12 protein-coding genes and 2 pseudogenes are annotated in these 11,156 nt (G+C 33.9%); 7 read left to right on the forward strand and 7 right to left on the reverse strand.

The window, feature by feature from the left end; translation table 11 throughout:
* Nucleotides 1–205: 205 nt before the first annotated feature.
* Together ACQKOF_RS23190 and ACQKOF_RS23195 are read right to left on the reverse strand one after the other, a co-directional pair.
* Nucleotides 206–658: a hypothetical protein gene (locus ACQKOF_RS23190; protein WP_427562307.1), complete on the reverse strand. Its 453-nt coding sequence runs from the start codon at nucleotides 656–658 to the stop codon at nucleotides 206–208.
* A 2-nt stretch (nucleotides 659–660) separates the two neighbouring features.
* The gene (locus tag ACQKOF_RS23195) at nucleotides 661–1,410 is read right to left on the reverse strand and encodes a hypothetical protein (RefSeq protein ID WP_427562310.1); all 750 of its coding nucleotides are present in this window, start codon (nucleotides 1,408–1,410) and stop codon (nucleotides 661–663) included.
* Between the two features lie 245 nt (nucleotides 1,411–1,655).
* On the opposite strand from ACQKOF_RS23195, the gene ACQKOF_RS23200 reads away from it, so the two are divergent.
* Together ACQKOF_RS23200 and ACQKOF_RS23205 are read left to right on the forward strand one after the other, a co-directional pair.
* Nucleotides 1,656–2,201: a DUF4365 domain-containing protein gene (locus tag ACQKOF_RS23200; protein ID WP_427562313.1), complete on the forward strand. Its 546-nt coding sequence runs from the start codon at nucleotides 1,656–1,658 to the stop codon at nucleotides 2,199–2,201.
* A 64-nt stretch (nucleotides 2,202–2,265) separates the two neighbouring features.
* Nucleotides 2,266–3,839 (forward strand): annotated as a pseudogene (locus ACQKOF_RS23205) (IS3 family transposase).
* A 375-nt stretch (nucleotides 3,840–4,214) separates the two neighbouring features.
* Here ACQKOF_RS23205 and ACQKOF_RS23210 read toward each other — a convergent pair.
* Together ACQKOF_RS23210 and ACQKOF_RS23215 are read right to left on the reverse strand one after the other, a co-directional pair.
* On the reverse strand, nucleotides 4,215–4,706 hold the full coding sequence (locus ACQKOF_RS23210; RefSeq protein ID WP_427562315.1) for a hypothetical protein: 492 nt from the start codon (nucleotides 4,704–4,706) through the stop codon (nucleotides 4,215–4,217).
* A gap of 118 nt (nucleotides 4,707–4,824) precedes the next feature.
* The gene (locus ACQKOF_RS23215) at nucleotides 4,825–5,115 is read right to left on the reverse strand and encodes a hypothetical protein (RefSeq protein ID WP_427562317.1); all 291 of its coding nucleotides are present in this window, start codon (nucleotides 5,113–5,115) and stop codon (nucleotides 4,825–4,827) included.
* 367 nt (nucleotides 5,116–5,482) lie between these two features.
* Here ACQKOF_RS23215 and ACQKOF_RS23220 point away from each other — a divergent pair, with 367 nt between their 5' ends.
* From ACQKOF_RS23220 to ACQKOF_RS23230, 3 genes are all read left to right on the forward strand, one after another.
* Nucleotides 5,483–5,719, forward strand: a complete 237-nt coding sequence (locus tag ACQKOF_RS23220; RefSeq protein WP_425492685.1) for a hypothetical protein — start codon at nucleotides 5,483–5,485, stop codon at nucleotides 5,717–5,719.
* Nucleotides 5,720–5,742: 23 nt separating this feature from the next.
* Nucleotides 5,743–5,886, forward strand: coding sequence for a hypothetical protein (locus ACQKOF_RS23225; protein WP_323656514.1), 144 nt, complete (start codon nucleotides 5,743–5,745; stop codon nucleotides 5,884–5,886).
* Nucleotides 5,887–6,027: 141 nt separating this feature from the next.
* Nucleotides 6,028–6,318: a DUF3889 domain-containing protein gene (locus tag ACQKOF_RS23230; protein WP_427562320.1), complete on the forward strand. Its 291-nt coding sequence runs from the start codon at nucleotides 6,028–6,030 to the stop codon at nucleotides 6,316–6,318.
* A 37-nt stretch (nucleotides 6,319–6,355) separates the two neighbouring features.
* Here the strand turns inward: ACQKOF_RS23230 and ACQKOF_RS23235 are convergent, their stop codons facing one another.
* On the reverse strand, nucleotides 6,356–6,910 hold the full coding sequence (locus tag ACQKOF_RS23235; RefSeq protein WP_427562322.1) for a DJ-1/PfpI family protein: 555 nt from the start codon (nucleotides 6,908–6,910) through the stop codon (nucleotides 6,356–6,358).
* 269 nt (nucleotides 6,911–7,179) lie between these two features.
* On the opposite strand from ACQKOF_RS23235, the gene ACQKOF_RS23240 reads away from it, so the two are divergent.
* On the forward strand, nucleotides 7,180–7,578 hold the full coding sequence (locus ACQKOF_RS23240) for a MarR family winged helix-turn-helix transcriptional regulator (protein ID WP_370043549.1): 399 nt from the start codon (nucleotides 7,180–7,182) through the stop codon (nucleotides 7,576–7,578).
* Nucleotides 7,579–7,583: 5 nt separating this feature from the next.
* Nucleotides 7,584–8,774 (forward strand): MFS transporter, encoded by a 1,191-nt coding sequence (locus ACQKOF_RS23245; protein WP_427562325.1) that lies wholly within the window; start codon nucleotides 7,584–7,586, stop codon nucleotides 8,772–8,774.
* A gap of 176 nt (nucleotides 8,775–8,950) precedes the next feature.
* Here ACQKOF_RS23245 and ACQKOF_RS23250 read toward each other — a convergent pair whose 3' ends face one another.
* Together ACQKOF_RS23250 and ACQKOF_RS23255 are read right to left on the reverse strand one after the other, a co-directional pair.
* On the reverse strand, nucleotides 8,951–9,619 hold the full coding sequence (locus ACQKOF_RS23250; protein ID WP_427562328.1) for a C40 family peptidase: 669 nt from the start codon (nucleotides 9,617–9,619) through the stop codon (nucleotides 8,951–8,953).
* Nucleotides 9,620–10,925: 1,306 nt separating this feature from the next.
* Nucleotides 10,926–11,156: pseudogene (locus ACQKOF_RS23255) on the reverse strand (collagen-like protein); the annotation flags it as partial.

Consider the following 11,156-nt stretch of genomic DNA (forward strand, 5'->3'; position numbering starts at 1 on the left):
TGTTACACTTTATTAATTCTACACCAAGTTGGGATACCCCTCCTTTAAAAACATATTTTTACATTTAATCTATTATGCAATCTAGTAGTGGTTGGGACAAAAAGAAAAAATGTTAGACCTAGATAAAATCGTCTAACATTTCTTTGATTTAGAGTGCATATTTATTTCGTGAAGTGGAAAAGTTAATATCCTTTTTATTGTTTTTCTAAATAAACGAGTTCTGTCCCTGCTCATTTTTATGTGATAAAACTAATTGATATTGTAGCATTCCAGTTTCGGTATTTAACGCATTTATCTTCTTTCCAATAATAATCTTATTATAGAAATCTTTATCTATTTCACATACTATAAAAGCTTTTCTAGGAGGGATACGATTAGTACCAAATGTATTGATGATAAAATCAAATTGATAACCACAATAAGTAGCATATTTTTTAATCAAATCAAAGGTTTTACAAGCATTGGCTTCTGCATTGGCTCCAAAGGTATTTTGAGCTCCTTTAATCCCCAAAATATAACGCGTCTTTCCCTTATCATGAAAAATCTCAACAATAACTCGCTCGCTCAAAATCCGTTTGAATGCTTCAATGTAAATTTTCTTCACAAGAGTCTTTTTGATCTCTCTTAATTCGTGAGTTAAATTTGGGAATAAGTCCATTCTTAAGCTCCTCCATTTTCAATATACTTTACAACTAATTCTTCCATTTCATCGTAATAATCCGATTTACGTTTAATTTCATCAATATGATTTTTAAGAAGAAATTTAAGGATGTCTACATTCCCTGGAGTAGTCATAGCATTGCTATAATGCAATCTGATTATTTCGAGATGCTTATACATTTCATCATCAAGTTTTACTATGAATTTAGATGGATTAGACCGAATGTTTTCTTCATTCAGTTCAACAGATGTTTCAAAGATTAATTTAGTAATTACAGAATGGAAATATAGTTCAACATAATCATCTAAATGCTCAAAATCTTCTCCTAGTGATTCTAAATTGTATACCTCCTGAATTTTATCCCCCAAGTAATCTTTTATTTCTTCTGCTAGTTTTCCTTGCATTAAAAGTTCTTTTATTTGTTCCTTATTTTTTGAAACTTCATTTTCTAATGTAGTTAATTCAAAATCTGAAAATACATAATCGAGTATATCTTTATCTAGAGTACTAAGAATTTTAATTCTTTTTAAAGCCTCTCTGTACATTAAAATTGCCCTTAATAGTTTTCCATCCTCGGATTCTTCGATTTCTTTTACTAGGGCCAAATTCGCTGTTAAATCGTTAGAGTATTGCTTTCTAAACTCAAATTCTAAAAATAAATTACTACTTCCTTCTATTCGTGAGTAAATTGCCCAACATTCTGCCTTTTCTTTCATGCTAAGGTTTTCTAAGAAACTATAATCTTTCATATTACCCTCCTATAGTAATCTATAATTATAAAAACAAACCTTTAGGTTACAATTTCTTCTTACTATATTTACAATTTAGCTTAATATTTTTTAAAGTCAATAAAAAAATCAAAAAAGAAACCAAGGTATATATAACCGAATACTTTGGTTATCTCAATTGCTATTCGTTTCTAACATCATTTCCGTTCATCTTTTCATTAATTCAAATGGGAACTTAAGAATATACATTCAAAAGAAATAAATGGATGGTGAAAAAAATGGCCACTTTCTCCAATTCGCAACTTGAAATGTTTGCAGTTAATGCCGTTAAGACAGCAGCAACCCTTGATTCTCTTACTCCTGAAATACCTACTGGAGACAAAGGAATATCCTTTGATGGTCACATCGACGTCATGCAAAATACATCTGAAAAAAGAAGTGCTTTTCTAGGTAAAGTTCCCGTGCAAGTTAAAGGAACAAACGTTAAACATTTTTCTGGTCTAAAAAGAAGTTTTTCCCTTGAACTAGACCATTATAGAAATTTTTATAAAACCAGTGGAGCTATTTTGTTTGTGGTTGAAATAGATAACTTGGCGAACACCAAAATTTTCTACAAGCAATTACTACCTGTAAAATTGAAGAGCCTTATTAATCAATATGGCCATCAACAAAAACGACAGATTACGTTACGTGCTTTAAGTGAAACTACCATTCGTAATGTATGCAGTGGTTTCTTGACAGAATCACGTAAACAACCGATTAACGTAGTTGATCACAGCCCATTTAAAAAGCAAGATTTCACTTCGTTTTGATATGCTCCCTATTAGGTAGACAGATTAAAAAATAAAATCTGTTTATCTAAGGGGAGTATTTTTTATGGGGCGAAGCAAACATCCGCTCGAGTTAAAACTACATATCCTTCAATTGTTTGAAGAAGGTCAATATTCTATAAGCGAATTGTGTGAAAAGTTTTCAGTAAATGATCAAACTTTATATAGATGGAGAATGAAATATGAAGCAGGTGGACGTGAAGGATTACAAAGAAGCGACTTCATGTAAATTCTATTCAAAAGAGTTAAAATTAGCAGCTGTGGAAGACTACATTCAACAAAATTATTCACAAATGGAGGTGTTGGTGAAATATGAGATTAGTAGTACCTCTGTTTTAAAAAGGTGGGTGAAAAAGTATACTAGTCATAGTGAATTAAAAGATTCAGGTAAAGGAATGAGTCAAGCTATGACAGAAGGAAGAAAAACAACTTTTGAGGAGCGTATTGAAATTGTCGACTACTGTTTGAAGCACCAGAAAAATTATCAGTTAGCAGCACACACTTATGGTGTTTCATATCAGCAGGTGTATCAATGGACGAAGAAATTGGAAGCAAACAGTGAAGAAGGATTACGTGATCGCCGTGGTCGCACAAAAGATGAAGTGGAATTAACCGTTGAGGAGAAATTGAAATTAGAGATTCAACGTATTGAACGTGAAAATGAGCGCTTACGTGCAGAAAATCTATTTTTAAAAAAGTTAGAGGAAATCGAAAGGAGGCGTCGCTAAGCCAAATTCGCTTACAACAACGGTATTTAGCGATTCAAAAATTACATCAAGAGGAAAAACTTGCGATTCTTTTATTATGTGAAATCGCTGGTGTTTCGCGAGCTGCTTACTATAAGTGGCTAGGTCGCAAGCCTTCTAACAGAGAAGTTGAAAATGAAGCCATTTTAAAGGATATTCACCTTCTTTACCAACAAGTAGATGGCATTTACGGCTATCGTCGTATGGCGCTGACAATCAATCGTCAGCGAAAAGAAAATAATCAAGCGGTAGTTAATGAGAAGCGAATTTATCGTTTGATGCAAGTGAGTGGGTTGAAGTCTGTTATTCGGCGAAAGCGCAAGCCTTATCGTAAATCCCCAGCGCATCATGTGGCGGAAAATGTGTTAAATCGGGCATTTAAAGCGGAAAGCCAAATGAAAAATGGTGTACAGATGTCACCGAGTTCAAGTATGGAAATGGAAAGAAAGCTTATTTGAGTGCAATTATTGATTTATATGATGGTTCGATTGTGAGCTACGTGTTAGGACATTTAAATAATAATCCATTGGTATTTAACACGATTAAATTAGCGATTCGTTCATTAAAAGAAGGTGAGCAGCCATTAATTCATAGCGATCGAGGCTTTCAATATACATCACACGGATTTAAGCGAATCATTGATAAAGCAAAACTGATACAAAGTATGTCACGTGTAGGTCGATGTATTGATAATGGACCGATTGAAGCATTCTGGGGCACATTGAAGTGTGAGAAATATTATTTACATAAGTACGATTCATATGAAGCGTTAAAACTAGCGATTGATGACTATATTCATTTTTATAATCACTATCGCTACCAGAAAAGATTAAACGGCTTGAGCCCTTTAGAATTCAGGAATCAAGCCGCTTAATACAATTTTTATTATTTCCACTGTCTACTTGACGGGGTGCAGTTCATTGTGAGTACCTGGTCTTTTTACATATTAAAACGGTCAAAGATAAAGTTGTAACATGGTTTAGATATGAAAGAACATCATTTAAATTAAGAGATAAGAAACATCATGTTTTCTTATTTGTTGGATAAAAACATGATGTATTACAACCATTATCGAGGGCAATGGAACTTGAAAAGGTTACCGCCTGCAAAATACAAACAGCAGCTTCAAAAGGTTGCTGCTTTTTTTCAAAATGTCCTTTACAAGGGGTATACTCTAATGAGATGTTTACGAAAAAATAAAAAAACTCGCCGTTCATTCCGCCAGGTTTTTAATACAATCACCTACACTCTATGTCTTGGAAAATGTAATGGTTTCTCCAAGATTAAATGTTTTACTTTTCTTCTTTCCGTCCAATTTCCATGTTATTGTGATTGTTCCTTTACTCAATAAATCTTTGATATCCTTATTTTCAAGCTGCTTATAATTTATAATGATTTCGTCTTTATATTCTATCTTATTTTTTTCTGGATCTTTATCTTGATAACTAGAACCGTTCCAATAAACGTCTTCCCCTAATAGCTCACGAAATGAATAGGGTATGTTTATTTCTAAATCATCTATATTGTCAGAATAATCTATTTTTAATGTAAATTCTAGTTTTTTAAAGTTATTTTTCTGAGATTTATCTATATTATTGTATTTTTCCTGAGACTTTTCATCAAGCTCAATTATTTTAGTATTAATATTAATTATTGGGTTAAAGCGATAATACGTATAAGTACCTACGCCGACTACTAAAAAAACTAGCAAAAGAACAACTATGAACCGACTTTTGTTCAAAATATCCCTCCTACTTAAAAAGAAAAACAATAACTTAATGCTCAAGCATAGGTTATTGTCTTTCTATCATCAATTACGATTAAATTAACTTATTAATTTACCTTACTTTAATAACTACTTACCAGTATAATACATTATCATCCCATACCGACCACTTTTGTTGATTAGTACTTATACTAACGTCAAATGAAAGGCCACCTGTTATATTTCCTTTTTCGTAGTTAACGCTTGCTGAACCACCAACAGTTGTACTAACTGTCGAATAAGTGTGTATATATTTTGTTCCGTAACTTAAAGTAGTTTTTTTATTTATATACACAGTTGCATAAGAATCAAAATTTAGCTTATCATCTTCTACGTTAAATAGGTAGACACCAGAACTACTTTTACTACCATCCCTTTTAGACACAGGACTCCCTGGTACAGCAGCATCATAATAAGTACCATCATTAGCGTTCCATTCAATTGATACTACGTCTATAGTTGATGCATAAACTTCACTTACTCCATTAGTAGTCCAACTAGTATTTAGTCTCCAGAAAGAATCTCCTGATTTTTTAGTTGAATAAGCTGTTAGAGTCATTTGAGAAGGTTTGATAGCTGCTGGTTCAATTCCTACATCCGCACCTTTATTATCTATGTTTAGAGTAACGCCAACTAGTTCTAAACGCCAAGGCGAAATTAATTGGACTGAAAAGTTTTAGCAATGTCTGTAGTAATCCCCAAAGCATAAAACCTTCTATCCTGAGCACATTACATGTAGGAGGTGAATATCCGTGGGCAATAGAAACACCAATGGAAACAACAAAAACAACAATAAAACAATGAATGTTAGAACGCATAATCCTTTTGATACCTACAAAAAAATAGACCTCGATAAATCAAATAGTAATAACAATAACCCGAATGACAATCTAAATGAAGAATTCGCTGCAGAATTTGATGCGAAAGCCAAAAATAAAGATAATAAAACGAACCATAAGAAGAATCAGCAGTCCAACAAAAACAAATAACTGAAATATTGGAGGCTTAAATAATGGCAAAGAAGAATAAAACAAGCTTCAAAAAGAAAAAGAAAGAAGATACACATAAAAGAAATGATCGTGAGGAATATTCAGCAGAATTTAATCAAGTAATTCATAACAATCCTCAACAACCAAAACAATCCAGTAAAAAATAACGAAAAACTGCTCCTTAAGAAAGTTGAGAAAATACTTAAGGAGCATTTATTTTTTGCTGTTTTGGCGATTTTATGCCAAAAGAATAGGAAAGGTTGATTCACTTGCGAAAAATTTGTGTAATACTAGGGATTTTTCTTGTATTGTTTGCTGTATTTATAAACACCCCAACAATTACTTATGCTCAAAAGGGAATACCAGCCCATGCTCAATGGGGAAAAGTAGCGATAAAAGAGATACATGCAAAATACCCTCAAGCTAAAATCCTCGATTATTTGTATGAGGGAAGCGAGGTTATTGAAGATTCCACTATTGAAAAATTTAAACTTTGGCTAAAACAAAGTGACAAGGAATTCGGTGTACATGTTCGAATCAAATATGTAACAAATACAAATAAAGTAGTGAAAATTGAATTCCAAGAAACCACTCCATGAAATAAGAGGATGCCTAATTTCAGGCATCCTCATTCCGTTAGTTTTCGAGCTTGTTAATAAATTCTCGCATTAATCCAGGTAAATTTGGCCATGCATGACCACTAATTAAATTGCCGTCTGTGTGAAGGTTAGCATCGATATACGTCGCTCCGGCTACTTGAACTTCGGGCTTGCAGGCAATATAAGCGGTTAGCTCACGACCTTTCAGAACCTCAGGAATGGTCGCAAAAATTTGAGCTGCGTGACATACAGCGGCGATTGGTTTATTTGTTTCAAAGAAATGGCTCACTAGTGCTGGAACATGCTCATTTAAACGAATGTATTCTGGCGCTCGTCCACCAGGAATGATGAGTCCGTCAAATTGTGTTGGATCTACCTCTGCAAAGGATGCGTGTGCTTCTAATCCATATGCTGTACGCTCGATGTATGTATCGACTCCATCGACAAAATCGTGCAATACCGTCTGTAATTTCTTTACGGATGGTGCCGCAATCGTTACATCATAACCAGCCTCAAGACAACGGTAATAAGGATAAAAAATTTCTAAAGCTTCAACTGCGTCTCCTGCAAGTATTAATACCTTTTTCCCCATGCTTCCATCTCCTTTTATTTGTAATCTATTAGATTAATTCGACATTTTCAAAAAATTCCCTTCTAGATTTTTAGTACGATGGAGAAAATCGCTGATAAATGCAAGAGAATCGCTGATAATAATGAATCAAACGTCAGTCGGCTGAACGATTATTACTCCTAAAATGCGCTCCATCAAAACTTCAAACAACTTGCTTTACAACGGAAAAAATGAAGCGTATAGTATTTATTTAGCTAGGTAAATAAAGTTAAATTCGGGAGGACAACAACATGAATCCTATATTTCATGCTTTATTCCAAAAAAGTCGTTATTTAACGAATTGTTTAAATGAAGTACTGAAACAGCACAACTTGTATAGCTCACAATGGGCTATTTTATATTGCTTACATAATCACGGGCCCATGACATTAACACAAATCTGGAAGTATTTAAACGTTGAGGCACCGAGTATAACAAGAGCAATTACTCGACTCGAGACTTTAGGTTGGGTACTAAGAATTGACGGTGAAGATAAACGTGAAAAAATCGTTGCCTTATCACCATATGCAGAGGAACATTTGCCGGCTATTACTAAAACCATTTTAGCTTTTGAGGAAGAAATGGTAGGGGCATTGACTGTTGAGGAACAGCAGCAATTTATAATTTTACTGGAAAAAATGAAAGGTTGATTGACATGCAGCAAGAGGGGAATACAAAAATATGGACGAAGCGGTTTATTAGTCTCTTTTTAACAAATATTTCGGTATTTTTTGTTTTCTATGGGTTGGTAACGACTTTGCCACTTTATGCAATTGGTGAGTTGCACCAGACAGAAAAGGAAGCGGGATTGTTACTGTCAGGATTTTTATTATCTGCCATTATCGTTCGTCCTTTTTCGGGTAAACTATTAGATGTTTTCGGGAAGAAAAAGCTTTTAGTTATTTCAATTATCGGCTATTTTTTATGTACAGTTTTATATTTATTCATTCATCCTTTTGGACTTTTACTAGTTCTCCGTTTTGTTCAAGGGATATTCTTTAGTATTATTACAACAGCAGCTGGCTCTTTAGCAGCGGATATTGTGCCAGTTAATCGTAAAGGTGCAGGTCTAGGCTATTTCACAATGTCTACTAACTTAGCAGTAGTTATTGGGCCATTTATCGGTTTACTGCTTATTCAATATAGTAGCTTTAATGTACTATTTATTGTAATGAGTATTTGTATATTAGCAGGAGGTATCCTAGCTGTAACGATAAATACTGATGATTTGCTTAAGCCTGAACATCAGGGTAAATTGACTTTTAAATTTGATGATTTATTTGAACGTCGTGCACTTCCGGTAGCGGCTATTGCTAGTTTAGTAGCTTTTTCATATGCGAGTGTTCTATCGTTTTTATCAGTCTACGCACAGCAAAAAGATTTAATGGCTGTAGCGAGTCTATTTTATGCAGTTTTTGCAGCAGCAATGCTTATTACACGCCCATATACAGGAAAACTTTATGATACAAAAGGGCCACAGTTTGTTATTATACCTGGTATTATACTCTTTGCTATCGGTCTTGTTATGCTTGCATTTGTCTCAGGACCGGCATTATTTTTATTTGCAGCTATCTTTATTGGATTTGGCTACGGAGCAGTGACTACAAGCTTACAAGCATTAGCTGTACAGTCTGCATCACATACACGCAGTGGTTATGCAACCGCAACGTACTTTACGATGTTTGACATTGGCATTGCACTTGGCTCTTATATTTTAGGAATGGTGGCAGTGCAAGTAGGCTATTCTTCTGTATATCTAGCTGGAGCAGGCTTACTAGTTGTTGTCTTTATCATTTATTTAATACGTTTAGCAAAAATTAAATCGAAAAAAGTAGCACATGTATAAAGAAAGAGGCTGGGACAAAAGTGTTTCAGCCAACAAAAATACCGAACTATCCAATGAAACGCTCATGAAGTGTTTCGGAATAGTTCGGTTTTTCTATTTATCGTGTTTTGTTAATTTAGAGATTATTCGGCTTTGTGAAGGAACCATTTAGTTATGTCCCAGCCTCTTGTTATTCATTATATACGACCATATCCAGCAAAGTGTGTTTTCCAATAAGAGCTATTGATGTTAGCAACAGAAACACCACCGTCACTTGCGCTAATCATTTGATTATTTCCAATATAAATACCTACATGTGAGATACCAGCTTTATATGTATTAGCGAAAAATACTAAATCACCTACTTGAGGTGAACTTACTTTTTTAGCTGTACTGTAAAAACCAGCTGCTGACTTACGAGCTGTCGAAATACCAGCATTATTATATACGTAAGTGACATAGCCTGAGCAATCAAAACCTGTACTCGGTTTACTTCCACCAAATGTATATTTTACGCCTAATTGTTGTTTAGCAACTTGCACTAGGTTTGTTGGTTTAGGTGTAATTGTAACTGTTGGTTTAGGTGCAGCTGCAGCTGTTGGTTTAGGTGTAGGTGTTGATATTGTTGATGTGGTATTGAGGTTTAACTTTTGTCCAACGCGAATTGTTGAAGAAGATAAGTTATTCCATTTCATCAATGTTTGATAAGTAACACCGTACTGATTGGCAATCTTCCATAAAGAATCACCAGATTTTACTGTATAAGTTGCCGCTGCTGCTGTGTCAATTGTTGAAAAAAGTACAGATGAACTTAAAGCCAATGTAGCTAATTTCAATCCCCATCTATACTTTTTATTCTTTTTCATAATATGTATCCTCCTAAAAACTAAAAAGCTTAATATATATATGATATTAACATTGTAATATTACAATAGTATGTCAATAAAATAACATTAAGGATACAAATTATACTAATAATAATTGGAAAATATATTACTTTATGGCTCATCATCAAAAATCAGGGGTGATATTTGTATATATACACCATGTGTGTAAGTTAAATGGATGAGGACTTGGCGATTTTCTATGCGGTTCTTTATGAGCATATATTTTGTTTATATATGAAACGAAGATGATAAAAATGAAATATTGGGGGATATTAAGTATCTGAATGAAGTGAAGGGGGGGACCGACTCTTGGTAAACCCAAGACATGCATCAAAAGAACCTTTTTTGAGTTGCAGGAGAAGGTTTCGACAATAAGTTTGTAGTTAAAAGGGAAACAAAAAAAACCAGTGTAATACTGGGGAGACGGTTTGTCAGGTAAATCATTTTTACTTTTCTAGATAATCTGCATGTAATGGAGGCACTAACCAACCTTTTAAAAAAGGTCACTGAGTTTGAAGTGACCTTAATGAGGGAAGCTGTGACGGTCAACTAATGCCACAACCAAGTTAAGTGCGTGCGATACACTCAACATTAATTTGTGCAAAATAATTTTACCTATACATTAAAAGAAGCCGCAGCATCACCACACTTTACGGCTTGGAAAATTATAAGAGGGATAGCGTTGTGCAATAACAACTTGGGGCGATGTAATGCAACAGGTTACTATCCCAAAATGAATATATGTAATTTAAGTTGAAAACATTACAACAATAAAAATGTGTGTAAAACGATGAAAAAAACCATCTCCTTAAGGGAAATGGCGAAATTAGCAAATTGAAAATTGGAAAAATGAGTGATGTGTTATATTAAATGCTTTCTCTATGAATATATCTAGGTTTTTGCCATCTAATTAAAAATAACTATATTCAAAAGGGTCACTTGAGGCAGAGTGACCCGAAGCCAATAAATTTTTAAAAAGGTGCAGAGCTAAGCTAATTTGCTTAACACTATTATAAATATGTAGTAATAGCAGGTTTTGTATAGTGGATGACCTAGGAAATCGAATTGAAAATAAAAAACCATAACGGTGAGGTCGTTACAGTTTTAAGGTAGTGTGTGTGAAATATTTTTTCTGAACAATATGAGAATTAATCGAAAGATATCGTTCAGTAAAGGAAGAGTGCATAATTATGAAAAGAAAAAAGGAGTAATTCCTGCGTAAAAGGTTAATCACTCCTAACTATGAAATCTATTGAAGTTTTGAAATAAAGAGAGTTTTATATCTCTAGACAATTGGACTTAACATTTTAAGGATAATAGAAGCGTTTACGTTTGTTTGTGTGCCTCCTGCTAAAGTTTGAAGGATTACTGCTGCGGCAGAAGAATGATTCCTAAGTGTAAGAAACCCGCTGGATGGTATAGAAATTATTACCTGACCTGTGTTTTGTTGAGTACCAGCTCCTGAACCATAGACTGCTTGCGTAACCGGTGCACCATTTAAAAATAGTGTGAATTG

This window comes from Lysinibacillus sp. NPDC093190, from assembly GCF_050280425.1.
Lineage (GTDB): Bacteria > Bacillota > Bacilli > Bacillales_A > Planococcaceae > Lysinibacillus.

Coding starts and splice junctions, on each gene's coding strand:
- ACQKOF_RS23190 (WP_427562307.1), bottom strand. CDS start 658: ATGGACTTATTCCCAAATTTAACTCACGAATTAAGAGAGATCAAAAAG.
- ACQKOF_RS23195 (WP_427562310.1), bottom strand. CDS start 1,410: ATGAAAGATTATAGTTTCTTAGAAAACCTTAGCATGAAAGAAAAGGCA.
- ACQKOF_RS23235 (WP_427562322.1), bottom strand. CDS start 6,910: ATGGGGAAAAAGGTATTAATACTTGCAGGAGACGCAGTTGAAGCTTTA.
- ACQKOF_RS23240 (WP_370043549.1), top strand. CDS start 7,180: ATGAATCCTATATTTCATGCTTTATTCCAAAAAAGTCGTTATTTAACG.
- ACQKOF_RS23250 (WP_427562328.1), bottom strand. CDS start 9,619: ATGAAAAAGAATAAAAAGTATAGATGGGGATTGAAATTAGCTACATTG.
- ACQKOF_RS23245 (WP_427562325.1), top strand. CDS start 7,584: ATGCAGCAAGAGGGGAATACAAAAATATGGACGAAGCGGTTTATTAGT.
- ACQKOF_RS23200 (WP_427562313.1), top strand. CDS start 1,656: ATGGTGAAAAAAATGGCCACTTTCTCCAATTCGCAACTTGAAATGTTT.
- ACQKOF_RS23225 (WP_323656514.1), top strand. CDS start 5,743: ATGGCAAAGAAGAATAAAACAAGCTTCAAAAAGAAAAAGAAAGAAGAT.